This window comes from Clostridioides sp. ES-S-0010-02, assembly GCA_020641055.1.
GTDB lineage: Bacteria > Bacillota > Clostridia > Peptostreptococcales > Peptostreptococcaceae > Clostridioides.
On record CP067345.1, the window covers coordinates 3,357,702 to 3,384,652 of the forward strand.

General features: G+C 28.6%; 23 protein-coding genes and 1 other annotated feature. All 23 genes read right to left on the reverse strand.

Annotation, left to right across the window (positions count from 1 at the left end):
• Positions 1 to 6: 6 nt before the first annotated feature.
• Positions 7 to 693: a response regulator transcription factor gene (locus JJC01_15660; protein ID UDN57593.1), complete on the reverse strand. Its 687-nt coding sequence runs from the start codon at positions 691 to 693 to the stop codon at positions 7 to 9.
• Positions 694 to 926: 233 nt separating this feature from the next.
• Positions 927 to 1,280, reverse strand: coding sequence for a hypothetical protein (locus tag JJC01_15665; protein UDN60193.1), 354 nt, complete (start codon positions 1,278 to 1,280; stop codon positions 927 to 929).
• Between the two features lie 194 nt (positions 1,281 to 1,474).
• Complete coding sequence (locus JJC01_15670) at positions 1,475 to 1,738, reverse strand: zinc ribbon domain-containing protein (GenBank protein ID UDN57594.1); 264 nt, start codon at positions 1,736 to 1,738, stop codon at positions 1,475 to 1,477.
• Between the two features lie 182 nt (positions 1,739 to 1,920).
• Positions 1,921 to 3,102, reverse strand: a complete 1,182-nt coding sequence (locus JJC01_15675) for an NADP-dependent malic enzyme (GenBank protein UDN57595.1) — start codon at positions 3,100 to 3,102, stop codon at positions 1,921 to 1,923.
• Between the two features lie 71 nt (positions 3,103 to 3,173).
• Positions 3,174 to 3,722 (reverse strand): Fe-S-containing hydro-lyase, encoded by a 549-nt coding sequence (locus JJC01_15680; GenBank protein ID UDN57596.1) that lies wholly within the window; start codon positions 3,720 to 3,722, stop codon positions 3,174 to 3,176.
• Between the two features lie 13 nt (positions 3,723 to 3,735).
• Positions 3,736 to 4,575, reverse strand: a complete 840-nt coding sequence (locus JJC01_15685; GenBank protein ID UDN57597.1) for a fumarate hydratase — start codon at positions 4,573 to 4,575, stop codon at positions 3,736 to 3,738.
• 183 nt (positions 4,576 to 4,758) lie between these two features.
• The gene (gene ybaK / locus JJC01_15690; GenBank protein UDN57598.1) at positions 4,759 to 5,238 is read right to left on the reverse strand and encodes a Cys-tRNA(Pro) deacylase; all 480 of its coding nucleotides are present in this window, start codon (positions 5,236 to 5,238) and stop codon (positions 4,759 to 4,761) included.
• A 120-nt stretch (positions 5,239 to 5,358) separates the two neighbouring features.
• A complete protein-coding gene (locus JJC01_15695) occupies positions 5,359 to 6,057 on the reverse strand; it encodes an ABC transporter ATP-binding protein (protein UDN57599.1) in 699 nt (232 codons plus the stop codon).
• The gene (locus JJC01_15700; protein ID UDN57600.1) at positions 6,045 to 6,830 is read right to left on the reverse strand and encodes an ABC transporter permease subunit; all 786 of its coding nucleotides are present in this window, start codon (positions 6,828 to 6,830) and stop codon (positions 6,045 to 6,047) included. Before JJC01_15700 ends, JJC01_15695 begins: the two co-directional genes overlap by 13 nt.
• Positions 6,802 to 7,797: an ABC transporter substrate-binding protein gene (locus JJC01_15705; protein UDN57601.1), complete on the reverse strand. Its 996-nt coding sequence runs from the start codon at positions 7,795 to 7,797 to the stop codon at positions 6,802 to 6,804. The genes JJC01_15700 and JJC01_15705 overlap by 29 nt, the downstream gene beginning before the upstream one ends.
• A gap of 122 nt (positions 7,798 to 7,919) precedes the next feature.
• A complete protein-coding gene (locus JJC01_15710; protein ID UDN57602.1) occupies positions 7,920 to 9,854 on the reverse strand; it encodes a YgiQ family radical SAM protein in 1,935 nt (644 codons plus the stop codon).
• Positions 9,855 to 10,087: 233 nt separating this feature from the next.
• Positions 10,088 to 13,636: a diguanylate cyclase gene (locus JJC01_15715; GenBank protein UDN57603.1), complete on the reverse strand. Its 3,549-nt coding sequence runs from the start codon at positions 13,634 to 13,636 to the stop codon at positions 10,088 to 10,090.
• Between the two features lie 879 nt (positions 13,637 to 14,515).
• Positions 14,516 to 15,766, reverse strand: a complete 1,251-nt coding sequence (locus tag JJC01_15720; protein ID UDN57604.1) for a DUF1015 domain-containing protein — start codon at positions 15,764 to 15,766, stop codon at positions 14,516 to 14,518.
• A 31-nt stretch (positions 15,767 to 15,797) separates the two neighbouring features.
• Positions 15,798 to 16,739 (reverse strand): D-2-hydroxyacid dehydrogenase, encoded by a 942-nt coding sequence (locus JJC01_15725; protein ID UDN57605.1) that lies wholly within the window; start codon positions 16,737 to 16,739, stop codon positions 15,798 to 15,800.
• 239 nt (positions 16,740 to 16,978) lie between these two features.
• Positions 16,979 to 18,055: an alanine--glyoxylate aminotransferase family protein gene (locus tag JJC01_15730; GenBank protein UDN57606.1), complete on the reverse strand. Its 1,077-nt coding sequence runs from the start codon at positions 18,053 to 18,055 to the stop codon at positions 16,979 to 16,981.
• Between the two features lie 355 nt (positions 18,056 to 18,410).
• The gene (locus tag JJC01_15735) at positions 18,411 to 18,926 is read right to left on the reverse strand and encodes a PaaI family thioesterase (GenBank protein UDN57607.1); all 516 of its coding nucleotides are present in this window, start codon (positions 18,924 to 18,926) and stop codon (positions 18,411 to 18,413) included.
• Between the two features lie 307 nt (positions 18,927 to 19,233).
• Complete coding sequence (leuB, locus tag JJC01_15740; GenBank protein ID UDN57608.1) at positions 19,234 to 20,304, reverse strand: 3-isopropylmalate dehydrogenase; 1,071 nt, start codon at positions 20,302 to 20,304, stop codon at positions 19,234 to 19,236.
• Between the two features lie 6 nt (positions 20,305 to 20,310).
• Positions 20,311 to 20,802 carry a 3-isopropylmalate dehydratase small subunit gene (leuD, locus tag JJC01_15745; GenBank protein UDN57609.1) on the reverse strand — a complete coding sequence of 164 codons (492 nt, stop codon included), beginning with the start codon at positions 20,800 to 20,802 and terminating at the stop codon, positions 20,311 to 20,313.
• 14 nt (positions 20,803 to 20,816) lie between these two features.
• Complete coding sequence (gene leuC, locus JJC01_15750) at positions 20,817 to 22,094, reverse strand: 3-isopropylmalate dehydratase large subunit (protein ID UDN57610.1); 1,278 nt, start codon at positions 22,092 to 22,094, stop codon at positions 20,817 to 20,819.
• Positions 22,051 to 23,793: a 2-isopropylmalate synthase gene (gene leuA, locus JJC01_15755; protein ID UDN57611.1), complete on the reverse strand. Its 1,743-nt coding sequence runs from the start codon at positions 23,791 to 23,793 to the stop codon at positions 22,051 to 22,053. Before leuA ends, leuC begins: the two co-directional genes overlap by 44 nt.
• A gap of 129 nt (positions 23,794 to 23,922) precedes the next feature.
• Positions 23,923 to 24,167 (reverse strand) — a binding site (T-box leader).
• A gap of 156 nt (positions 24,168 to 24,323) precedes the next feature.
• Positions 24,324 to 24,770 carry a hypothetical protein gene (locus tag JJC01_15760; GenBank protein ID UDN57612.1) on the reverse strand — a complete coding sequence of 149 codons (447 nt, stop codon included), beginning with the start codon at positions 24,768 to 24,770 and terminating at the stop codon, positions 24,324 to 24,326.
• 20 nt (positions 24,771 to 24,790) lie between these two features.
• On the reverse strand, positions 24,791 to 25,510 hold the full coding sequence (locus tag JJC01_15765; GenBank protein UDN57613.1) for a phosphatase: 720 nt from the start codon (positions 25,508 to 25,510) through the stop codon (positions 24,791 to 24,793).
• A 118-nt stretch (positions 25,511 to 25,628) separates the two neighbouring features.
• Entirely contained in the window at positions 25,629 to 26,894 is a 1,266-nt protein-coding gene (locus JJC01_15770) for a S1 RNA-binding domain-containing protein (protein UDN57614.1), read from the reverse strand.
• Positions 26,895 to 26,951 lie beyond the last annotated feature (57 nt).

The window sequence follows — 26,951 nt, forward strand, 5'->3', positions numbered from 1 at the left end:
ACACCCTCACTTTATAACATTCCATTTGTAACCCATTCTTCTAACTGTTAATAGAAATTTTGGATTTTCAGGATTATCTTCAATCTTATTTCTAAGCCTTCTCACATATACTGACAGAGTGTTATCATCTACAAAACTACCATTTCCATCCCATAACTTGTCCAATATATTTTTTCTTGTAAGTATGATATTTTTATTTTTCATAAATAGGCACAATAATTTATATTCTGCTGTAGTAAGCTCCAGCTCAATTTCATTTTTAAAAACACGATTTTCAAGTAATTTAACAGTAATACTATTTGACTTTAGTTCAGTTACATTTTCATTTGTAAAATTATAACGCCTAAGTAAAGCTTTTATTCTTGAAATTAACTCATTTAATTTAAAAGGTTTTGTTATGTAATCATCTCCACCCATATCAAGCCCCATCACTACATTTACTTCTTCATCAGAAGCAGTTAAAAATATAATTGGCACATTAGAAACTTCTCTTACCTTTTTACAAATATCAAAACCATTACCATCAGGTAAGGATACATCCAAAATCAGTAAATCATAATTTTTTTCTTTGTACATTCGCAATGATTCTTTTACTGTTCTTGCTATATCAACACTAAAGCCACTCTTTTGTATAGAAAATTCTAATCCATATATCAATCTTAAATCATCTTCAACCAACAATATACTACTCATCTCAATCACTTCCATTTTATTTATTTTTATTTTTCATTTATTATATACTTAACTTATTATATTTTTACTCTTTTAAAAATACAATGCCTTGAAATCAATGATTTAAATATTTTAAAATTATTTTTATATAATTTTATATCATTAATCTAATACTTTGAAATCCTAATAATTAAAAAAGCTTAAAATACACTAAGTATTCTAAGCTTTTTTTAATCACATTTTATATATTTGTATTATTTATTTTTTAAAATACTATTTTCAATACTGACTTTATCAAACATTTCACTATCTTTACTATTATCTATAAAAATATCACTTATATTTCTAATATTTGTTGAATAGTTACCACTAAGTCCCATCTTATCGAAATCCATATTCCCTAGCTTTTGTATCACAAATCCCATTGATGCAAGTAAAATAGCAAATATTATATACTGACTAAAGTTACTCATATAATAATTTATAATAGTATATTCATTTCCTGTGAATACCAACTGTTTTGTAGATAGCATAGTATATATGTATTCAGTACAATTTATAAATACATATATACCATAAATAACCAACATGACAGATAAACAATACATTGTAATTGAAACCTTTGATATTTTTTTTAATTGTTTAACTCTAAAAGCTTTTTTCAACTTCTCAATAAAATCTTTCATTTTAACTCCTCCAATACATTATTTAATAAAATATAATAATATTAGTATATAGAGTTAATGTGTTTATAGTATTAAGTTTTCATGAAGTTTATATGAGTTATTGATTTTGTATAAGCTTATTTCCAGCGCTTTAATGTTGGAAAGAAATTATTCATCATACTCCTTGCTTCATCTTCAGTCATACCTTTATTACTTTGAACCATAGGAGGTATACAGATTTCTATCATCTCTTCCATACTTATATCAGCAGTAAATTCACCATCTTTAAAACAATAACTACAGTAATCATCACTTTTACTTCCATCTTTATTTGTTCCATACAATTCATTAGTACATCCCATTGGCATGCCACAACATTGACAAAATCTAGTTTCTTCCATATATAATCACTCCTTGTATATTTTTCTTTGGCTCTTGACCATATTTAAATTATAGCAATATTAATATGACATGATTATGTCATATTAACAATAAAAAGACTAATAAAATTATATATTAATATATAAATTCTATTAGTCTATATTTTATTTACTCACTTAAGTTTTGGATTCTTAAATAAAAATTATATTCTATTTACTTTAGTCTTTATTGCTGCTTCTTTAACTGCTTCAGCAACATTTTTTACTACATTTTTGTTAAATACATCTGGTAATATATACTCTGGACATATTTCTTCATCAGTTATTGTATTAGCAATTGCATATGCAGCCGCTATTTTCATTTCTTCATTTATTTCTTTAGCTTTCACATCAAGTGCCCCTCTAAATATTCCTGGAAATGCTAAAACATTATTAACTTGATTAGGGAAATCTGAACGACCAGTTCCCATTATAAACGCTCCACCTAGTTTTGCTTCCTCTGGCATTATTTCTGGAGTAGGATTTGCCATTGCTAGTATTATTGGTTTTTCAGACATACTTTCAACCATTTCTTTTGTTACAGTTTTTGGACCTGAAACACCTATGAATACATCTTTACCTTTTATAACATCTTTCAAAGAACCTTTTTCATTTCTTATATTAGTTACATCTAACATTTCTTTTTGAACCAAATTTAATCTTTCCATGTTGGCTTCCAGTGCACCACTTCTGTTACATAATACTATATTTTTAACATTCATTTTAAGTAATATTTTTGCTATTGCTATACCTGCAGCACCTGCTCCATTTATAACTATTTCTAAATCTTCTATTTTTTTGTTTTCAATTAACTTTATTGCATTTATTATTGCTGCTGCCACTACTATTGCAGTACCGTGTTGGTCATCATGAAAAACAGGTATACTCAAAGATTTTTTTAATCTATCCTCTATTTCAAAACATCTTGGAGAAGATATATCCTCTAAATTTATTCCTCCAAATACTGGTTCCATTAATTCCACAGACTTAACTATTTCATCTACATCATTAGTCTTTAAACATATTGGAAAGGCATCTACATCTCCAAATTGCTTAAATAATATAGATTTACCTTCCATAACAGGTATAGCTGCTTCAGCACCAATATTGCCTAATCCAAGTACAGCACTTCCATCACTAACTACTGCTACTAAATTACCTTTAGAAGTATATCTATAAACATCCTCTTGATTTTCATGTATTTTTAGACAAGGCTCTGCAACACCTGGCGTATATGCTGTTGATAAATCATCCTTAGTTTTAACTTCTACCTTACTTTCTACATTTATTTTCCCTTTATTAATTTCATGCATTTCTAATGCCAATTTTGCATAATCCTTAGACATCAATCTTCCTCCTTAAAATGTTTACAATTAAATTGTTTTGTATATTTAGTATTTATATAAATTTTCAAAATTTATTTACATTCATAAATTGCTCTTCCTTGTTCATAGATATTATTTCCATAACTATCTATAGCTACTGTAAGTTTAAGGTCTTCTACTACAATCTTTCTTATAGCTTCAGGTCCTAAGTCTTCATATGCAATAATTTCACATGATTTTATAGAATTTGAAATGTATGCACCAGCTCCTCCTATTGCTGCAAGGTAAACTGCTCCATACTTCTCCATACCTTGTATAACTTCTTCACTTCTTTTTCCTTTACCTATCATCAATCTAAGACCTCTCTCTAAAAGAGGTATCGTCAAATCATCCATTCTATAACTCGTCGTTGGACCTGCTGCTCCTATAACTTCTCCTGGTTTTGTTGGAGTAGGACCTACATAGTATATACCTTGACCATTTACATCGAATGGTAACTCTTCACCTTTATTTATACAATCTATCAATCTTTTATGAGCTGCATCTCTTGCTGTATAAAGTATACCACTTAGACTAATTGTATCTCCACAATTTAACTTAGCTATATCAATCTCACTTACAGGTGTAGTTATCTTTATCATTTTATTTTTCCTCCTAAATTACTACCTTTTTATGTCTTGATGCATGGCAGTTTATATTTACAACAACAGGAAGACCTGCTATATGTGTAGGAAAAGTCTCTATATTTAAACCTAAAGCTGTTGTAGTTCCTCCTAACCCCTGAGGTCCTATCCCCAATTTATTAATAGAGGCTAATAATTCACTTTCTAATTTTGCAATATTTTCATCTTCATTAAATTCGCCTAGTTCTCTAAAAAGTGCTTTTTTAGCTATTTGAGCACATTTATCTACAGTTCCACCTATACCAACTCCAATTACCATAGGAGGGCATGGATTAGGTCCAGCTTCTGAAACTGTATCAATAATAAATTTTTTAATTCCTTCTAATCCATCTGATGGCTTTAACATCTTCATTTTACTCATATTTTCGCTTCCAAATCCCTTAGCAGCAAACTCTATTTTAATTTCATCGCCTTTTACCATTTCATAATGAATAATGGCAGGAGTATTATCCTTTGTATTTATTCTACTAATTGGACTTACAACAGATTTTCTCAAATATCCTTCCTCGTACCCTTGTCTTACGCCCTCATTTATAGCATCAGTAATTGTATCTCCTTCAACTAAAACCTCTTGTCCTATTTCAACAAAAAATACAGCCATACCAGTATCTTGGCATATTGGTATATTTTTTTCCTTTGCTATTTCAGCATTTTCAACTAATATATTTAATATGTTTTTTCCCACTTCACTTTTTTCAGTTTTAGCTTTCTCTTTTATACAGCTTAAGACATCATCTCCTAAGTATAAACTAGCTTCTATGCAAAGTTTTTTTACTTGTTCAACAATTTGTTCAGATTTTATCTTCCTCAAGCGAACATCCCTCCATTACTTTATAAAAAATATTCGTAATCATATTTACACTTTACCATCATTTTTAAAATTTCTCAATATTTTTATATCAATTACATAATAGTAGTTAAATGTTTATTTTTAAGTCATTATTTATTTTATTAATCATATAATTTTTTGTCATCAATTTTTTATCTGAAATATCTATTTTTTTATTACATCTGTAAACTCTACTTTTATAAGTTTCTGTAAATCAAGTGGTGATAATTCTATTTGGTATCCTATTTTTCCAGCACTTACTATAATTGTATCTAATTGTTTTGCACTTTCATTTACAAAAGTCTTATAAAGCTTCTTCATCCCTACAGGAGAACAACCACCTCTAATATATCCTGTAAGCTTATTTATATCTTTTACATGAATCATATCCACACTTTTTTCTTTAGCTACTTTTGCAGCTTTTTTTAAGTCTAAATTTTCATGTACTGGTATTACATATACATAAATACTCTTACTAACTCCTTGAGTTACTAGAGTCTTATATACTTCATTTACATCTCTTCCTATATCATGTGCTACCTCTACACCATCTACATGTTCACTTTTGACTTCATAAGATAGTACCTTATAATCAATTTTGTTTGAATCTAAAATTCTCATAGCATTAGTTTTTACTTTAATCATACATTCACTTCCTTTTTATAAAATACGAACATTATCCATATTTTCGAATATTCTGTACTATTTTAATAGAGTATTATAGTTAAAATAATTATATTTTAAAACAACAATATTATTATAACTCTATATTAACTTCAAAACTTCATTTTTTTCCAATTCACTAGAATTTTTTAGTTCTTTTTTTATTCTCATAGGAGAATCTCCTAAAATAAAGATATTATCTGCTAAAAATAATGCTTCTTCAATATCATGAGTTACAAATAAAACAGTTCTTTTTTCTTTTTTAAGTATGTCTTTAAAATTATCCATTATTATTTGTTTATTCTTTGCATCAATAGATTTAAAAGGTTCATCCATTATAATAGTCTTTGATGGATAGATAAATGCTCTAGCAATATTGACTCTTTGCCTAAGCCCTCCACTAAGCATCTGAGGATAAAAATTTTTATATTTAATAATTCCAACCAAATCTAAATATTCATCACAAATTTTATCTAATTGAGTTTTACTGTAGTATTTATTTACAACTATCTTTATATTTTCTTCTACAGTTAGCCAATCTATTAGCCTATCTTCTTGAAATATGTAACTTACATCTAGCTTACTCCCAATTTTATTTGAACTTTCTTTAATATTTAAATTACAAGTATCATTTTCTATAATACCACTTATTATATTTAAGAGAGTAGTTTTTCCACATCCAGATTTCCCAAGTATACAGTTAACATTATCTATATAAAAATCAATATTAAAATTTTTAAATATAATATGATTATCATATTTTTTATTTATATTCTCAATACTTAACCTTATCTTTTCCATAAAAAAGCTCTCCTTGACAAAAATTTTTGAGCTACTTGTAAAATGACTGATATTAAAACTATTATAATTATCCATGCAAATATCCCAGATGTATTAAAATTAATTTTTTCAGTTTGTATCATAGTCCCAATACCATATGTAGGTTGACTATATACCTCTCCTGCTATAGCGACTTTTAAGCTTAATGAAAATGTCGATACTAATATAGATATAATTTGAAATTTTATAGCTGGTAAATAGATTTTCAACACCTTATCTATAAACCTTATCTTATACACGCTTGCCATTTCTAATAAATTTTTATCAATATTCAATATTGCTCCTAAAACACTCTCGTATAAGATTGGAAAAACTATAGTAAACCCAACTATAAAAGGTGTAGTATCTTTTTTAAACCAAATTAGTGCAAGTATTACTAATATCATCGTTGGTATTGAACGTGCTAGAGCATTAATTGGCTTTAATAAATTTCTAAAAATCCTGCTTAAGTATGCTACTATAGACAATATGATAGCAAAAATCAAAGCAAATAAAAAACTAAAAAAACATCTACCTATTGAGTAAAGTATGTCTATATAGAAATTAGAATTCAATGCTATTTCTTTGATACTACTAGAGACTTGATTTATAGTTGGCAAGAATATATCATTGTTAATTTTTAAAGCAATAATTTGCCACAAAAATAAGAGGATAACACAAGAAAGTGTTACCTCTAATTTGTCTATAAATTGTTCTTTAATTTTCTTATTTTTCAACAAAGTATATTGCTTCATCTGGCACTTTGCCTCCTACTGTCTTATCATCAAAATTAGCTAATTTTTCATAGTAGTTTTTGTAATCATTAATCATATCTTTAACTGGAATATACTTTAAATTAGCTCTTTCAAGAGCTTTGCCTATTATTTTAGGTTCAGTAGATATTTCTATCTCCTCAGAATATTTACCTAATTCCTCAGGATTTTTATTTGCCCAATCTACACTATTTGATAATTGTCCTAAGAAAGAATCTACAAATTCTTTATTATCTCTTAAAAAATCAGATTTGATAATTAATGTAGATTGAGGATATCCATCCTTTGAACCACTTACTTCTTTCCATGAATCATTTAAACTTTTTATAATTTTTATATTTGGATTTTTGGACATTAAAGCACTAAGTGCAGGTTCTGGAACAATCCCTGTTGTAATTTTTCCTGTAGCCAATAATGGTACTAATTCACTTGCAGAGTTTACATAATTAAAATTTATATCTGCTGGATTTATATCCTTTTGTGATAAAAGACTTCTTATTGTTATATCTGGAGTAAGACCTTTCCCTGTACATCCAACTTCTTTCCCAATTAAATCAGAATAATCCTTTATATCATCTGTTGATACTAAATAAAGAGACCCCATACCTACAGTACCAACTATATTATAACTTGAAGTTTTATTATATGCTATTGCAGCCATATTTGATGGAACTATAGCTATATCTACATCTTTTTTCATTACTCTAGTAGAAATTGTCTCTGGTGTTTTCTCAATGCTATAAATTGTTTCATATCCATCTTTAATTGCTGGATTTTCATTTGCTAATTTCGCTACTGCTACCGCTGGCAATCCATCTGGAACAGCTACCTTTACTTCTTTAACAACTGCTGGTTCTTCTTTTGGCTTTTCATTTTGTCCTTGTGAACACCCCACTAAAAAAATTACACTTAATGCTGCTGATAACATTATATAAATATACTTTTTCATCTCTTCCTCCCGAAACTAACTTTTTATAAAATAATTATATTTATTTATATTAATTTCTGTTAATTTATCGAATAATCCTTCTTATTTAAATAATTTTATTTACTATTTACCTACACTCTATTTTAATATTTTTTCTTTCTCTTACTTGGACTTTTTTGTTGTTTTTTATTGTTTCTATTATTTGCATTATATTTTTTATTTTCAGTAGAAGACTTAGACTTATTTTTATTAGAATTATTTCTATTAAAATAAGGTTTCTCATCCTTTGGTTTTATTAGACATCTATGTCCAAAACCTATCAAATCCTCTCTTCCAGCTTCAACTAGTGCAGAATATACCAAGTCATAGTTTCTAGGTGCTCTATACTGTAATAAAGCTCTTTGCATTGCTTTGTCTCGTTTTGATTTTGGGACATAAACTGGCTTCATTGTAAGTGGGTCTATTCCTGTATAAAACATTGTAGTTGACAGTGTCCCAGGAGTTGGATAAAAATCTTGAACTTGCTCTGGTTGATAATGAGTATCCCTCAAATATTCAGCTAACTCTATGGCACTATTTAGTGTAGACCCTGGATGACTAGACATTAAATATGGTATCAAATATTGTTTTTTACCTAATTCTTCATTTATAGCAAAAAATTTCTGTCTAAACTTATCATAAGTTTTTCCTGCTGGCTTTTGCATATATTCTAAAACTTCTTCTGATATATGTTCTGGAGCCACCTTCAATTGACCACTTACATGATGTTCTATTAGCTCTCTAAGAAACTTATTATTTTTATCTGCCATTACATAATCATACCTAATACCAGAGCGTACAAACACTTTTTTTATGTTAGGTAATTTTCTTACAGCTCTAAGTAAATGTAGATACTCACTATGGTCTGCATCTAAGTTTTTACATGGTGATGGTGATAAACATTGTCTATTTTTACATGCACCTTTAGTAATTTGTTTGTTACATGCTGGTCTTCTAAAATTAGCTGTTGGACCTCCAACGTCATGTATATATCCTTTAAAATCATTTAATTTTGTTATTCCTACTGCTTCATCAATAATTGATTTCTCACTTCTACTTTGAACAGCTCTTCCCTGATGAAAGGTTATTGCACAAAATGAACAACTACCAAAACACCCTCTTGAACTTACTATGCTAAATTTCACTTCTTCTATAGCTGGTATACCACCAGATTTCTCATATACAGGATGATATGTTTTTTGATATGGTAATCCATAAACTTCATCCAATTCTTCTCTATTTAGAGGTTTCTCTGGCTTATTTTGAACTAAATACTTACTTCCATGAGGTTGAACAATTATGTTTCCTCTAAATGGGTCTTGTTCATCATATTGAATTTTAAAAGCCTCTACATATTTCATTTTATCTTCACATATTTCTTTATATGATGGAATCAATATATAGTTATCGTATATTTCTTCTAGTGTATCTGCAACATAACATGTCCCATCAATATGTCTAATATATTTTGGGTCATATCCATCATTAAGTGCATTAGCTACATCCACAATCTGCTTTTCACTCATTCCATAAACTAATAAATCTGCTCCACTATCTATCAACATTGACTTTCTAACCTTATCACTCCAATAATCATAATGGGCAAATCTTCTTAAACTAGCTTCAATTCCTCCTATTACTATTGCAACATCGCTATATGCTTCTCTTATTTTATTACAATAGACTATTGTGGCTCTATCTGGTCTATAACCCATTTTTCCACCAGGAGAATACATATCCTTATCTCTATGCTTCTTACTCACTGAATAGTGATTCACCATTGAATCCATATTCCCTGCATTAACCAAAAATCCAAGTCTAGGCTTTCCTAATTTCATAAAATCATCTGTCGTCTTCCAATTTGGTTGTGCTATTATACCTACCTTATATCCAGCATTTTCTAAAACTCTAGATATTATTGCTGTACCAAAACTATGATGGTCTACATATGCATCACCTGTAACCAACACAAAGTCTAGCTCTTCCCATCCTCTATCTATCATATCTTGTTTACTTATTGGTAAAAACCTATTTTCCATATCATCACCTGCTCAATATATATTTAACAAATACTTTCTTAAAATTAAAAGTATCTTTTAATTTTGTTCTTAACGCTTAATTATAACACAAAAAATACTTAAAACCACAACTTAAATAATTTATATGAACGTTTTAGGTTCAATAAATCAAAATTGTGATTTTAAGTAAATCTATAATACAGTAGTTTAAACGTTTTATTCAATTAGTTAGGAAATCTTTACAAGAAGCTCATTTAAATATTTGCTTCAGACTCAACACTATTTACTTCACTACCAAATATTAAACATGCATCTTTACCATCAAACCATTTTAAAGCTGTTGCCGTTATATTTACATTTACACCAAACTTTTTGTTACGCATAAATGATTTACAAGTATCAGTTCCATCTTTTAAACAACTCATAGGGCATTTTCTACATTGTTTATTCTGATTGTTCCATAGTACTTTATAACATAAATCACCTACATGTGTATCTGGGGCTGACTCAAGCATCTTTTTATTGATAAATAACAGTTCATATGTGTTTCTGTCAACAACATAAGCCCATATGTCCATGTTATCCATTACAGACTTTTGAACTTCTAAAGATTCCTCTAGCTTACTTTGGATACGCATTTTTAATAAAAACACACTAAGCGTCTTGGAAATAAATGTCAGTGTATCCACTTCATCACTGGTCCACATACGATTATATGAACATTCATCAAATCCTACAAATCCTCTAAATTCATTACCTTCTAAAATTTTACATTGTAATATTGAACATATCCCTTGTGCTTTAAGCAAATTTTTTAAATCGCTATTGAGATTATCAACATCATTACAATAAAATAATCCATCTGCATTAAAATTTAAAAGATAATTGCCTAAATGACCATAGTAAATATTCTTAAGATTATCAATTTCTGCTGTTATTCCTTCATTACACCATTCAAATGTATTTTTACAGTAGAGGTTATCATCTGAGTTTTCAAATATATAGACACGACTCACATTAAAATGTTTACCCACAATATCAAGAATCAAATTTACAGCCATTTCTATATTATTTGATTCATACAATATATCAAATATATAATTTGTAATATGTTCCTTAAAAGACCTTGCTACATTGGTATTTTCATCTGTATTTCTTGTATTTGCTATATATTGTACTTTATCAATTTTTTTATCATACAAGGCATAACGATTCTTTCCTTTACCCTTAGCTGAATAAAGAGCTATGTCCGCATTTCTAAATAACTGCATGTAATCTGTTCCATCTTTTGGAAATCTAGCAATCCCTACACTCAAAGATATTTTATAATTATATCCTTTACCTACAAAAGACCTCTCAAACGTTTTGACCAATTCCTCTGCTTTGTTCATAATATCTTTTGTTTCAGAAATATCTTTCATAAAAACAATGAACTCATCTCCACCAATTCTTCCTACTATATCAGATGCTCTAAATAAATTTATTAAATCACTTGCAATTTCACTTAATACAGCATCACCATATAAATGACCTAAATTATCATTTATACCTTTAAAGTCATCAATATCAATAATCATTAAAGTACCTTGTCTGTTTTTATCCAATGTTATATATTCTTCTATAAGTGCTTGTGATGCTTTTTTATTATATAAACCTGTTAGTGGGTCTTTTTCCGCTCTCTCTTTTAATTTTTCAGCTTCTCGTTTTGATTCATCAATATCAGTTAAACTACCTACAACTTTATAAGGTATTCCATTATCATCAAACAGTGTCGTTGCTTTTATACTAAACCATGCATAAGTAGTATCTCTAACTCTAAGCCTAATCTCACACTCCTCATACTCACTTCCTGATGAAGTGAGCTTAGTTAATAAAATAAACTTATCTATATCATCATGATATATATCAACTGATTTAGTTATATTTTTCGTTGCATTTTCAGTTATAGGGTCATAACCAAATTTATTATACCAATTAGGAGAAATACTCATTTGGTCTTTTTCTATATTCCATTCAACTATAATATTTTGTGTCTGCTTTATAATAATCTCATGACGTTCTTCACTCTTTTTAAGCTCTTGCTCTAATAATTTAGCAGAAGTAATATCGACAATTACACTACATAGTACTGAGTTTCCATTTTCATCAACTATTTTTCTTCCTTTTAATAAAATCCATATAATACTACCATCTCGTTTTTCAACTCTTCGTTCGCATGCAAATGTATCATTTACTTTAAGTTGCTTATTTATATCATCAATCATTCCAGCTCTATCATCTCTGAAAATCAGCTTGATTAATTTATTATCTAATTCATCTTCTAACTGTTTACGTGTGTATCCAATCATATTTAAATAACCTTCATTTAAATATATACTATCAAAATCATCATTTATCTCAGTTATCACTATTCCACCAACAATGCTATCATTGATAGTCTCTATTTCAAACCTTTTTGAGTCTAATTCTTCTTGTATTTTCTTGAGTTCTGTTATATCAGTTAAGACTCCCTGTATATACTCATTCCCTTTACTATCTTTTATAGATTTACTTCTATCTAAAACCCAAATTATACTTCCATCTTTTTTTACAATTCTATATTCAACTTCAATTTTATCTTGTCTTTTTAATTGATTCAAAACGATACTATTAACCTTGTCTACATCTTCTTTATAAATCATATTTTTAAATTTATTTTTAAAAACTACATCTAAATCCTCTTCAGAATAACCTGTAAGTTCCAAAAACCCCTGACTTACATAAGTCATAGTCATATATTTATCTTTTAAGCAGTTTTTAACACCTCCTAATATATTATCAGTAAGTGCCTTAAATTTTTCTTTTTCATTTATAATAGTCTTAGTATTGTTATTTATAATATAAGCTATATATACAACAAAAATTAATATAACTAATAATATTTCTAATGCAAATATGTATACATCATACGAAATATTATCTGACTGAATATATACTACTTCACTTGGTACAACAGAAAAAATATACCAATCATTAATTCCAAGTGGTTGATAATTTAACATAAATTTCTCATTATCTAAATTATAGTTAGAATATCCAGATTTATCATTTTTAATATTTTCTTTTATAACTTTTAAACAATTTACTTCCTCACAATTATCCTTATTAAAAAGTTTAAATACACATGATAACATTTTACTATTTTCGTTTGTATTTTGAGCAATTACATCTCCATTTTTTTTGGCAATATAAACGTGTGCTTTTTTATCAAATGCAGATAAGCCTAATAATTCATTCAATTTAGTTGAATCATAAGCTCCACTTAAAACACCTGCTACTTTTCCATCTTTATAGATAGGAGTAGCTAAAACTATTATTTCTTTCTTATCAATAATGGATTTTAAAGATTCTGATATGTTTTTTTCTCCATTTTTAGCTTTTTTAAAATAATCTCTATCTTTTAAATTAGTAATAATTCCATCATTAGAATAACTTTTTCCATCCAGTGTAGAAACAGACATTCTAATTAAAGAACTTCGCTTTACTCCAGACTCCATTAAATTAATCATCATATCATTATTTATATTATCTAAATTTCCCATAAAACTAGCAATAGATTCAAGCATGTCAAATTGACCACTAAGTTTTGTCTTAAGATTAATTATGTTATGCTCCGTAAATTCTGACAAATATGTATGCGTGGTCTCTTTCAACTTATTATCCAATTTAAACTTAAACTTAAAAATAGCCCCACAGGTTAAAATAATTATAATAATAAACAAGATACTAATACCTAAAATTTTTGGCTTTAGTCTGTTCACCATACTCACATCCTCATTACATATAATATATTATATGTTTATATTATATCTTCCTATTTTTATACATATTTTATTTCTTCCTATATTAGAATCAAACAACATATAGTTAAATTTATCTATAAAATTTTCATTTTACACTTCTTTTAATTATATATTAATTGATGTATAAAAATTATTCTCTTTTATAATACTTATATTAATAAATTCCTTATAATTCTTTTCATGCTTATAAATACCTCAATCAATTTTTTAAGTTCCTCTTAGATAAGATACTATTTAACATTGTCCCACTTTAATTTAAAGATAAAATTAAACTCAATATATCCTCATTTTCAACACTTTAATTTTAATGAATATTTTAAAAATATAACTTAATTTTCTTTTGATTTTAATAAGGCTTAATAACATAGTATATACTAATTATTATTCATTATTTTTCTAATTAATCACTATACTTTTTATATAATCAATCCTGTTTCCAAATTGAATTACCATTTTCTTAAGCTTCAACCCTATAAAATAATTATAAGCTTCATACTCATCCTTGAAACTTAGTTTCCGAATAATAATTCTAGCATGTCACTTTAATATCCTTTTATTTTTCTAATTTTGCTCATATAACAATATAGTCTATAATAATAACAAATATCTTTTAACGCTTATTATAAATACTGTCTATATAAATTTCCATTCTAAATTATAACATACAATATTACTCTATTTCTGTTAAATGTAAATTTTTACCATATAAAAATCTAAAAAAAAGATAGCTTTTTAGAAAAACTATCTCTTATAATTTAAAATTACTATACTATTATTTTTAATTAAAAATTAAAGGCTAAAAAGTAGTAGAGTTTACTTTTTAGCCTTTAATTTTATTAATTATTCATTTATTTCGTGTAAGAATAGCCCACATCTTACCTTAGGTTCAAACCATGTTGACTTAGCTGGCATTATCTTGCCTGCATCTGCTACTTTTATTAAATCCTCAATACTAGTAGGATACATTGCAAACGCTACCTTCATATCTTCATTAACTCTTCTTTCTAATTCCTCAATACCTCTAATTCCACCAATAAAATCAATTCTTTTATCTACTCTAGGATTTTCAATTCCTAAAATAGCATCAATCACATAATTTTGTAGTATAGAAATATCTAATGAGTCAACTGGGTCTTCTATGTCTAATAAATTCTTATTTGCCTTCATTTTGTACCATTTATCACCTAGATACATTCCGAAAGTTCCTTTTTTGTCAGGTTTATATTTTTCTTTACCTTTCATTTGTTCTACATCAAAATTTTCTTTTATTTTATTTATAAATTCTTTTTCATTTAAACCATTTAAGTCTTTGATAACTCTATTATAATCTAAAACCATTAGATTTTCATCTGGTGCAATCATTGCTATAAAATAATTAAATTCTTCTTTTCCAGTATAGTTTGGATTTTTAGCTCTCATTTCTTTAGCTACATTTTCTGCTGAAGCTGTTCTATGGTGACCATCTGCAATATATAAATAATCTAATTTTCCAAATGCATTTACTAAATTACATATTATATCATCATTATCAATCTTCCACACTGTATGCTCTATCTTGTCATCTGTTATAAAATCATATAAAGGCTCATGATTATCCATAAAATCATTTATCATATCATCTATTAATCTTTGATGTTTGTAAGTTACAAGTATAGTTCCCGTATTAGCATCACAGTATTTTATATGATTAGTTCTATCAACTTCCTTTTCTGGTCTAGTGTACTCATGTTTTTTTATTGTTCCATCTAAGCTTTCATCAACTGAAATACATGCAACTATACCAACTTGAGCTCTGCCATCCATAACTTGTTTGTATATATATATACAATCTTTTTCCTCTTTTACTAGAATTTCTTGTTTTCGAAATTCGTCCAAATTTTCTCGTGCTTTTAAATAAACTTTTTCATCATATAAATTTATATTTTCATCTAAATCAATTTCTGATTTATCTATATGCAAAAATGAATATGGATTCCCTTTTGCAATTTCTCTAGCTTCTTCACTATTCATAACATCGTAAGGAAGTGCTGCTACTTTATCTACTATATATTTATTTGGTCTAATCGCCTTAAATGGTTTAATCGTTGCCATTACTAAATTCCTCCTAATTGTATAAAATATTTTATAATGCTACCCCTATTAGATTGTTGAAGTCAAGAAAGTAGTCTTGAATCACATTTACAATTTCTTCTCCAATTCTTTCTTGAGCCTCTACTGTAGATGCACCAATATGAGGTGTAGGAGAAACTCTTGGGTGATTTACTAAATCTAGATTTAATGTAGGTTCTTGCTCATAAACATCTATAGCTGCTGCTGATAATTTACCCTCATCTAATGCTTTTAGTAAATCTTTTTCGTCCACCAAACCGCCTCTTGCACAGTTTATTAAATAAGCTCCATTTTTCATCTTATTTATTTCTTTTTCAGTTATTACTGCCCCCTTATTCTTATCAAAAGGTATGTGTAAAGATAAGAAATCTGCTTTTTGTAAAACTTCTTCCATATCACAGAATCTATATTTGTTAAAGCCTTGTGCTTCACCCATTATGTCAGTATATATGACATTCATTCCTAATAGTTCTGCCCTCTTTGCAACTTCTTTTGCAATTCTTCCAAAACCTATAAGTCCTAATGTTTTTCCATTAATTTCTGTACCTTTGTATTTTTTCTTTTCCCATTTTCCATCTCTCATAGTTACATTTGCAGTATTTATGAATCTTGCAAGTACAAATAATTGACCTATTGTAAGTTCTGCAACAGATATACTGCTTGCATTTGGAGTATTCATGACTTTTATTCCATTAGCTTCTGCATATTTAACATCTATATTGTCTAATCCTACCCCACCTCTTACTATCAATTTTAACTTTTTACCTTCTAATGCTTTGTCTATTACATCCTTAGTAACCTTAGTAGCTGAACGTACTACAAGCACATCAACATCTTTAAGTTTATCTCCTAAAACATCTTTTTCATAAAACTCTTCTATCACATTAAAATTTAACTCTCTCAATTTTCTCGCTGCATCTTTCTCTATTCCATCAGTAATTAATATATTATACATAACAAACTCCTCCAATTATATTCACTTAATTTTTCCAATTTTTATTTTTTAAAGTATTTTCATCACTAAAAAACTTTATTTAATTACACTTTCTATTTATATAATTTTCAAAATATTTTTTATTAAAGTCATATCAAATTTCATTAATGTTTGTTAAAAATTTAATATGTAATTTTCATAAAACACATTTTATTTTATATATTTTAAATTTAACTTAAAATACACATAATTTTGTAATATTACTTATTAAAACCTAATATATCATCAATATTATCTAATAATTCTTGTACATCTTCGACAGTATAGTCACCCATATGTGAAATTCTAAAAGTTTTTTCTTTTAAATTGCCATAGCCATTTGCTATTTGGAATCCTCGTTCTTGTAATTTTGAATTTAAATTTGATACACTAATACCTTGAGTATTTTCTATAACAGTAAGTGTATTGGATAAGTGATTTTCATTGGTAAAAATTTGGAAGTGTTTTTTAGCCCAGATTCTAACTAAGTTTGCCATGTCTTCATGTCGTTTGAATCTATTATCTAGGCCTTCATCTAATATATTATCTAATTGGAAATCTAAAGCGAACATGTGAGAAAGAGATGGTGTTGAAGGGTATTGGTAGTTTTTCTTGATTAAGTATTCATACATTTCTAACAAATCAAAATAAACTCCTCTAAAAGGTACTTGCTTAGCTCTATCGATTGCTTTTTGAGAAAATGTGCAAATAGACATTCCTGGTGGTAATCCCAGTGCTTTTTGTAATGATGTTATACAAATATCTATTCCAATCTTATCAACCTCGACTTTTATTCCACCGGCTGAACTTACAGTGTCTACACAGTAGACCACATCTTTATATTTTTTAACAACTTCTCCAATTTCTTCTATTGGATTTCTTATTCCAGTTGAAGTTTCATTGTGAGTTACGGTTATTAAATCATATTCTCCGGTAGAAAGCACCTTATCAACCATTTCTGGTGTTGTTGCCTCTCCTAATTCAACTTTAAATATATCCGCTGGGACATTATTAGCCACTGCCATTTTGTACCATCTATCACCAAAGGACCCACAGGAAAATACTGCTGCCTTTTTGGATGTACAGGAACGAATGGAGCCTTCCATTAAACCAGTTCCGGACGACGTGGATAAAAGTATCGTGTTGTTGGTATAGAATAGTTTTTGCATTTTTTCACTTATACTTTTTTGAAGTATAGATGCATCTTTCCCTCTATGTCCTATCATTGGTGTAGCCATCTTTTCCAAGACTTCTGCTCTAACATCAATAGGACCAGGAATAAATAATTTCTTACTCATTATAATTCCCTCCTTTTTTAGTTTGTAATATGGATAGTGTGTTTACTGTCCTTATTTTTAATATCTATAATATCAAGCTAAATTAAGTATGTCAACATAAAAATTATATTTTATATATAATTTATTTTCTATATTTTGTGAAATCATCCATTTTACACCTCATCATTAGTTTGAATTTTCTGAATTTTACCTATAAAAAAAATACACTTTTTAAATATATAAATTATTTTTTTTAACGTGTAAATTTAATGCTATTATAAGAATTTTTTTTAAGTATAGCTAAGTTATTTTTATCTTATGTTTTTCAATTTTATATTTTTTTACACATCATTTTACATAGCAAATATGTAATCACTTAAATCTCAATATATTCAACTTTTTCTTCTGATTCAGCAAAGAACCATTCTTCATCAGAAAAATCACCTTCTGCTATTTGACCAATAGGCATCTTCATATATTTTCCAGTTGCTGTTACTGCTATCTCTCCATTTGGCAAAATTATTTCTCCTGTACCTTCAAATAATTTTCTATTTTCTTTAGTTATCCTTCCAACTACTTTTATAGTAGCATCTGTTGGTACTGGCTTTTTATATTTCAATTTCAAAGATACTGTAACCCCCCATATTTGGTCATCATTTATACTTACAGCTCTTCCAATAGTCTCATCTAATATTGCAGCAGACATACCTCCATGAACTCTTCCTGGATAACTCTGATGCCAATCTTTTGTATTACAAATTGATACAAGTTCTCCATTTTCAAGTTCATAAAAATCTGCTTTTAATCCTAATTCATTTTGCGTTCCACAAACTAAACAAGATTTACTACTGTTTTGCTTTTTTAAAACCTTATATTTTCCCAAAAACTCCATCTCCTAACTAATATTGACAGTCACTTAATATTCATAATACTAAAATATATTATATAATATTAATTAAATCCCTGCAAATTTCTAATAAACAAAAATAGGCTATTTCAGCATTAAAATCTTAATCCAAAGTGTTATTTTATAAAAAAGCACAACGTGATTTTATGTAATTAAAATTACCTAAAATCATGTTGTGCTTTAAAAATAAAATATCTCTTCTACCCTAAATATAAAACTATTTCACAATAAATTTTTTACTAATGCCCCCCATTATATGACCAAATCGTATTATATAAATTAAACTATAATTCTAAATTTCATTTACTATTAATTCTCCCATTTTCTTTGTACCAACAACAGTTCCTATACTATTATATATATCACTAGTTCTGTATCCTTTTCTAAGTACATTTTGTACTGCATCTTCAATGCATTTAGCTTCATCTTCTAGATTAAAGCTATGTCTTAACATCATTGCGACAGATAAAATAGTTGCAATTGGATTTACAATATCTTTTCCAGCTATATCAGGAGCACTCCCATGTATTGGTTCATACATTCCAAAGCTATCTTCTCGAAGTGATGCAGATGGTAACATACCTATAGAACCTGTAACCATGGATGCTTCGTCAGATATTATATCTCCAAAGATGTTATTAGTCACTATTACATCAAATTGGCTAGGGTCTTTCACAACTTGCATAGCAGCATTATCAACATACATATGTGATAGCTCTACATCATCAAATTCTTTAGCTAAGTTCTCCATAATACCTCTCCAAAGTCTTGAACTTTCAAGCACATTTGCTTTATCTATACTGACAAGCTTCTTCTTTCTATCTCTAGCGATTTCAAAAGCCCTTCTTCCAATTCTTCTTATTTCATTTTCATTGTATACCTCTACATCATAAGCCTCTTCAACACCATCAATAATCTTTCTTCCACGTTCTCCAAAATAAATGCCCCCTGTTAACTCCCTCACAACAACAAAATCAATGCCTTTTTCTACTATATCTGCTCTAAGTGGTGAAGATTCCTTTATACTTTCATATATAGTTGCTGGTCTCAAATTTGCAAATAAGCCTAAGGATTCTCTCAATTTCAAAAGACCTGCTTCTGGTCTTGCATCCCCTTTACATTTATCCCACTTTGGACCCCCAACAGCTCCAAGTAATACCGCCTCGTTTTTTCGACATATTTCAACAGTTTTATCAGGTAGAGGTTCTCCAGTTTCATCAATTGCACATCCTCCAGCCAATACATATTCACAATCAAATTTATGATTAAATTTATAACAAATTTTATTTAAGACCTTTATACCTTCTTTTATAATTTCTGGCCCAACACCATCACCTTTTATGACTGCTACTTTACAATTCATACACCATTACCCCCTGTTTACCTTTATTGAGTTAATTAAACCTTCATTTGTTATGATATTTTGCATAAACTCAGGAAATGGTTCAGCCTTATATTTTGTTCCTTTTGTTATGTTTTTTATTACACCTGTTGAAAAATCCACTTCTATAGTATCACCTTCTTCTATGCTATTAGCTGCTTCCTCACATTCAAGTATTGGAAGCCCTATATTTATAGAATTTCTAAAAAATATTCTAGCAAAAGTTGATGCAATTACACAGGATACTCCACTTTCTTTTATTACGATTGGAGCATGTTCTCTTGACGAACCACATCCAAAATTTTTAGTTGCAACTATAATATCTCCTGCCTTTACTTTAGATACAAACTTATCATCAATATCTTCCATACAGTGTGTTGAGAGTTCCTTATAATCAGCTATATTTAAATATCTAGCTGGTATTATTACATCTGTATCTATATTATCACCAAATTTAAAAACTCTTCCATTAGCAATCATAAACTTTACCTCCCTTAAATTATTTCTGATGGTTTTGATATTTTTCCAGTTATAGCTGATGCTGCTGCTACAGCTGGACTGGCAAGATAGACTTCTGAATCAACATGACCCATTCTTCCTACAAAGTTCCTATTTGTTGTTGAAACTGACCTTTCTCCTGCTGCAAGTATCCCCATATGACCTCCAAGACATGGTCCACATGTTGGTGTAGAAACAGCTGCTCCTGCTTCTATAAAGATAGTAATATATCCTTTTTCTATTGCTTCAAGATACACTTTTTGAGTTCCAGGAAATATCATCACTCTAACCCCATCTGCAACTTTTTTACCTTTCATGATTTCAGCTGCAACTTCAAGGTCTGATATTCTTCCATTTGTACAAGAGCCTATTACAACTTGGTCTATCTTTATATCGTTATCAATCTCATCTACTGTTTTAGTATTTTCAGGAAGATGTGGAAAAGCTACTGTTTCTTTTAATGTAGCTAAGTCAATTTCATATACTTCATCATAAATTGCATCTTCATCTGCTTCGTATACATTTACAACTTTTTCTGTTGTTGTACACTTATGTGAATTTATATATTCTATAGTTTTATCATCTACTGGAAAAATTCCATTTTTAGCCCCTGCTTCTATTGCCATATTACAAATAGTAAATCTATCATCCATAGATAGATTACTTACTCCATCTCCACAAAATTCCATTGATTTGTAAAGTGCCCCATCAACACCTATCTTCCCTATTATATGAAGTATCACATCTTTTCCAGTTATCCATTTATTTGGCTTATTCTTTAGGACAAATTTTATTGCACCAGGTACCTTAAACCAACATTTTCCTGTAGCCATGCCAGCTCCCATATCAGTTGAACCTACGCCAGTGGAAAAAGCGCCTAATGCTCCATATGTGCAAGTATGAGAATCGGCACCTATGACTATATCTCCTGCTGTTACTATACCTTTTTCAGGAAGAAGAACATGTTCTATTCCCATATCCCCTACATCAAAGAAATTGACCACTCCTTTGGATTTTGCAAAACTTCTTGTAAACTTACACTGCTCTGCACTCTTTATATCTTTATTAGGTGTAAAATGGTCCAAAACTATTGCCACTTTAGATTTATCATAAACATCCTCAATTCCTAACTTTTCAAATTCTCTAATAGCTACTGGTGATGTTATATCATTGCCTAAAACTATATCTAAGTTTGCTTCAATCAATTGTCCTTTCTTAACCTCATTTAAATTAGCATGTTTCGCTAAGATTTTCTGCGTCATAGTCATCCCCATTTTCTGCTTCCTCCTCAATATAACTTTTATTTATTGCATTCATAAGAGCATTAATAGCTGCTGTATTTATATTTTCTGATATGCTTACCCCAAAATAAACTTTATCATTATGTTCTATTCCCACATAGGCCACACCTCTTGAATGTGAACCTTCCTCTAATGCATGTTCCCAATAATATCTAAATTTATAATCTTTCATTCCACATTGTTTTAATGCATTATTAAATGAATCTACTGGCCCATTTCCTATTCCAACAATTCTTTGTTCATTACCCATATAAGTTACTCTTGCAGTCATCTCAATCATATTAGTATCATCAGAATCATCACTTTCATAGTTTATCTCATCCATTGATTTTATCTTATATTTCTTAACTTTATATGGACTCTCAACATCAATATATTCCTTCTTGAATAAGTTAAATATTGACTCACTGCTAAGTTCCGCTCCTATTCTATCAGATTCCATTTTAACCACATTTCCAAAATCAGCATGCATATTTTTAGGTATCATGAAACCATAATCTGTTTCCATTATATAAACAGCTCCACCTTTTCCAGATTGGCTGTTTATTCTAATGATTTCTTTGTATTCTCTTCCTATATCATGAGGGTCTATTGGTAAATATGGAACTTCCCAACAACCATCATTTCTATTGCTAATTGCTATCATACCTTTTCTAATAGCATCCTGGTGAGAACCTGAAAAGGCACAATGTACAAGATTTCCTGCATATGGATGTCTATCATGTACTGTAAGTTTTGTACAGTCTTCATATATTTCTATCATTTTATCAATATTACTAAAGTCTAATTCTGGGTTTATTCCTTGTGTATAAAGATTAAGACCCACATTTACTATGTCCATATTACCAGTTCTTTCACCATTTCCAAATAATGTACCTTCAAGTCTATCTGCTCCAGCTAATAATCCAAGTTCACTTGCTGCTGTACAAGTTCCCCTATCATTATGAGTGTGTAAACTCATTATAATAGAATCTCTACAGCTTATATTTTCACAAAACCATTCTATTTGGTCTGCATATATATTTGGTGTTGCCATTTCTACTGTTGATGGAAGATTTATTATAACTTTCTTTTGTGGCGTTGGTTTCCACACATCAATAACTGCCTCACATATCTCAAGTGCATAATCCATTTCTGTACCTGTGAAACTTTCAGGTGAGTATTCAAAAATAAACTCTGTTTCAGGATATTTCTTTGCTTCTTCATTGAATAATCTTGCTCCCTCAACTGCTATATCTATGATTTCTTGTTTACTCATATTAAAAACCACTTCTCTTTGAAGAACAGATGTAGAATTATATAAATGTATTATTGCTTTCTTACATCCTTTTACTGATTCAAATGTTTTTTCTATAAGATGAGCTCTAGATTGTGTAAGTACTTGTATAGTTACATCATCTGGAATCATATTTTCATCTATTAGCTTTCTTAAAAATGTATACTCTGTATTTGATGCTGATGGAAAGCCTACTTCTATTTCTTTAAACCCTGTATCCAAAAGCATTCGGAACATTCTGACTTTTTCTTCTACATTCATAGGTGTTGGCAGTGATTGATTTCCATCTCTTAAATCGACACTACACCAAACTGGAGCTTTTGTTATTTCGTTATCTGGCCATTTACGATTTACCATTTTCATTCTATTATATTTTTTATATTTTCCATATTTCATGTTATTTTCCCCCTTTTCTGTTTTTTGTATTCAGTATACCTTATATCGACGCAATTCTACCCCTTTTCAATTCATAAGTACAAATGTTAGATTTATCATTAGAATAAAAATAACCCCATCTCTAGTAAAACTAGAGACGAGGTTTTGCTCGCGGTACCACTCTATTTAGCTTTTTAAAAAGCTCCCTTAGTAATAGCTACTACTAATTATTATAATAGCTATTTTTCCTATAACGTGGAAATACGGTTATCCTAAGTTACACAACTCAGGAAACAGCTCCTAGACAAGTTCAGAATTATCAACTGCTAAATCACACCATACTTTAGCTCTCTGGAAGTTTCATGATTCTTACTACTTCTATTCATCGCTTTTAAAATCATTTAAATTTTCTAAATATTTTGATTTAATAGTTATTATATACACATTAAAATGTATTGTCAACATAAAAAAATAATTATCTGTATTTTTTTATTATTTATTTTTGTCAGATAATATTCTAAATCATGCTAACTATTGAAAATAGTATGATATTACCCCTTAAATTTTTTTATCTTTTCATCTATTGTACTCAATAATTTTTTTTCATCTTCCAAACTCAATGCATTTAATCTAATTTTGTAATTAAAATTATCAGCACATATATTTAATATATTTTTTGTTACTTCTGTTTTTTCTATTACTTTATAGTTAAATTTTTGATTTTTTCTAGCTTTTATACTGAAAATACATTGATTATTTATTGATATTGAATGATTATCAAGAGTAAGATATACTTTTCCCTTATATCTATTTGAAAAATCACGACCTTGCTTAAAAAGAAAAACCGCTGTTATTATACATAAAAGATATAAAAATGTTGTTGAGTATATAAAAATTGTGGCCAAAATTATAAGAGCTAAAACCATATTTATAACCATTCCCTTTTTGAAATAACCATTGTCATAATAATTCATGTAGATAAACTTATTTTTACTCAAATTTTCTCACTCCTAAAATTCTAAAAATTTATATTAAAAAACTCTACAATTTCATCTTCATGATAATTTATTACTAGTTCTTCTGGAAAATCCACTGATTTTAAAACTTTCTCTGCACTTTCAAATTCACCTATAGAGTAACATATATGCGAATCTGTACCAAGAATAACTCTTACACCATATTGTTTACATAATAGTAACATTTCACTTGCATTTTCCCAAGTTCCAGTTCTATGAGAATTTGAACTTAATGAAGAGTTATTTATTTCTAAAAGAATATTTTTATCCTTTGCTTTTTTTACTATAGACTCATAATCTAAAGGATATCTACTATCATCTGGATGCCCAATTATCTTTACTCTAGGTTTATCCATCACTTTTAAAATAGCATTTGTATTTTCTTCTTTTGTACCTGAAGCTATACAAGGTCTATGCAAACTTGCAATTATATAATCTAAATGTTGTAGCATGTCTTCTGGAACATCTAAGTTTCCATCATAATCCATGATATTTCCTTCTATACCTCTAAGAATTTTTAAATCTTGTATTTGGCGTGGAAGTAGATGTAAATTATAGAAGTAAAATGGATGTGGTCCTCCTGGCATATTAGGACCATGGTCTGATATGCCTAAATATTTTATATTTTTTTGAATTGCTTCTTCAACATTTTCTTTAAAAGTACTATGTGCATGTCCACTTATTAAAGTATGACAATGTACATCTATAATAGCTTTTTTCATTAATTTTCCTCCTAATACTGTATATAAATTTTTATAGATAGTTGAAGGGCTATTTTAAAACTAAAGCTGTCAAAATAGACAGAGTAATGTTTTAAAACAGCCCCCCTTTTTGATTATTTTATATTTCTAAGTCTTTAAATTTATCTTTAAATAATTCTCCAATACTTCCTAGAGATTCTTCTACTTCTAAAAACTCTGTTATATCCTCTTCTGGCTCTCTAGTTGCTTCTTTTATCGAAACTAACATTCTCTTAGTTTTTGGTTTAAAATCAAGAATTTTAACTTTAATTTCGTCTCCAATATTAACAACATTAGTAACTTTAGCTACTCTAGTATCACTCAATTCAGAAATTGGTAAATAAGCATCTACACCTTCTTCGATTTGAACAAAAGCTCCCTTTTCTATAATTCTAAGAACTTTAGCATTAACAACATCATCAACTTGTAATTCTTTTGCTATTAAATCCCATGGGTCATTGTTTATATCTTTTAATGCTAGTGCAATTTTTTTAGTTTCTTGATTTACATCTAATACATAAACTTCCACTTCTTGACCTTCAGAGACAACATCTTCCACACTTTCAACTCTTGTCCAAGATAGGTTATTTATATGTGCTAATCCTTCAATTCCACCAATATCTATGAATGCACCATAAGACATTATCTTTGTTACTTTACCATCTCTTTTCTGACCAACTTCAAGGGAATTAAACAATTCTTCTTTAGCTAATTTAATACGAGCTTTTTCTTCTTCTCTTTCATGTTTTATTCTAGCTCTTTCGGCTTCCTTTTCTGCCTTAATTTGAACTCTTCTTTCTTCTCTCTCTTTATTTATACGTTCTTGTAATACGTCTCTATGAGATGCTACAAATCTATTTTTTCTAGCATCCATTTCTTTTATATATACTTCTAAGTTACGACCAACAAATTTAGACGTATCTGTAATAAACTTTGTGTCAAGCTGAGAAATTGGTATAAAAAATGTATATGTATTGTAATTAGCAAATACACCTTTTTCTATATTTTTTTCAACGTTTACAGTTATTATTCTATGTTCATCATAAGCTTTGTGTAAATCAGCAAAATCATTTTTTCTATCTAATTGTAACTTAGATAAAGTTATTGTTCCATCTTTTTGAGATACTTTTGTTATTATAGCAGTTATTTCATCATTTATATGATATAACTCTTCTATAGATTGATTTTTTTCTATGTTTAATTCACTTATAGGTATTATTCCATCAAACCCATAACCTAATTCTAGTTGTACTTCATCATTTCTCACTGCAGTTATTTTTCCAGTTATCAATTCCCCAACTTTCACTTTGCTGAACACTTGCTCTTGTTGCTCAAGTAGCTCTTGCATTGTTAAATCATTTTCCATTATATAAACATCCTTTCCTCTTATTGATTATCATATCTGTAAATATTATACCATTAA

Excerpts from the sequence above, each read along its gene's own strand:
- leuB (UDN57608.1), bottom strand. The coding sequence starts at position 20,304 with ATGAATTGTAAAGTAGCAGTCATAAAAGGTGATGGTGTTGGGCCAGAA.
- JJC01_15765 (UDN57613.1), bottom strand. The coding sequence starts at position 25,510 with ATGAAAAAAGCTATTATAGATGTACATTGTCATACTTTAATAAGTGGA.
- JJC01_15670 (UDN57594.1), bottom strand. The coding sequence starts at position 1,738 with ATGGAAGAAACTAGATTTTGTCAATGTTGTGGCATGCCAATGGGATGT.
- ybaK (UDN57598.1), bottom strand. The coding sequence starts at position 5,238 with ATGATTAAAGTAAAAACTAATGCTATGAGAATTTTAGATTCAAACAAA.
- JJC01_15675 (UDN57595.1), bottom strand. The coding sequence starts at position 3,102 with ATGTCTAAGGATTATGCAAAATTGGCATTAGAAATGCATGAAATTAAT.
- JJC01_15770 (UDN57614.1), bottom strand. The coding sequence starts at position 26,894 with ATGGAAAATGATTTAACAATGCAAGAGCTACTTGAGCAACAAGAGCAA.
- JJC01_15720 (UDN57604.1), bottom strand. The coding sequence starts at position 15,766 with ATGGCAACGATTAAACCATTTAAGGCGATTAGACCAAATAAATATATA.
- JJC01_15705 (UDN57601.1), bottom strand. The coding sequence starts at position 7,797 with ATGAAAAAGTATATTTATATAATGTTATCAGCAGCATTAAGTGTAATT.
- JJC01_15660 (UDN57593.1), bottom strand. The coding sequence starts at position 693 with ATGAGTAGTATATTGTTGGTTGAAGATGATTTAAGATTGATATATGGA.
- JJC01_15695 (UDN57599.1), bottom strand. The coding sequence starts at position 6,057 with ATGGAAAAGATAAGGTTAAGTATTGAGAATATAAATAAAAAATATGAT.
- JJC01_15730 (UDN57606.1), bottom strand. The coding sequence starts at position 18,055 with ATGAGTAAGAAATTATTTATTCCTGGTCCTATTGATGTTAGAGCAGAA.
- JJC01_15700 (UDN57600.1), bottom strand. The coding sequence starts at position 6,830 with ATGAAGCAATATACTTTGTTGAAAAATAAGAAAATTAAAGAACAATTT.
- JJC01_15715 (UDN57603.1), bottom strand. The coding sequence starts at position 13,636 with ATGGTGAACAGACTAAAGCCAAAAATTTTAGGTATTAGTATCTTGTTT.
- leuA (UDN57611.1), bottom strand. The coding sequence starts at position 23,793 with ATGAAATATGGAAAATATAAAAAATATAATAGAATGAAAATGGTAAAT.
- JJC01_15680 (UDN57596.1), bottom strand. The coding sequence starts at position 3,722 with ATGATAAAGATAACTACACCTGTAAGTGAGATTGATATAGCTAAGTTA.
- JJC01_15725 (UDN57605.1), bottom strand. The coding sequence starts at position 16,739 with ATGTATAATATATTAATTACTGATGGAATAGAGAAAGATGCAGCGAGA.
- leuC (UDN57610.1), bottom strand. The coding sequence starts at position 22,094 with ATGGGGATGACTATGACGCAGAAAATCTTAGCGAAACATGCTAATTTA.
- JJC01_15735 (UDN57607.1), bottom strand. The coding sequence starts at position 18,926 with ATGGAGTTTTTGGGAAAATATAAGGTTTTAAAAAAGCAAAACAGTAGT.
- JJC01_15665 (UDN60193.1), bottom strand. The coding sequence starts at position 1,280 with ATGTATTGTTTATCTGTCATGTTGGTTATTTATGGTATATATGTATTT.
- JJC01_15710 (UDN57602.1), bottom strand. The coding sequence starts at position 9,854 with ATGGAAAATAGGTTTTTACCAATAAGTAAACAAGATATGATAGATAGA.
- leuD (UDN57609.1), bottom strand. The coding sequence starts at position 20,802 with ATGATTGCTAATGGAAGAGTTTTTAAATTTGGTGATAATATAGATACA.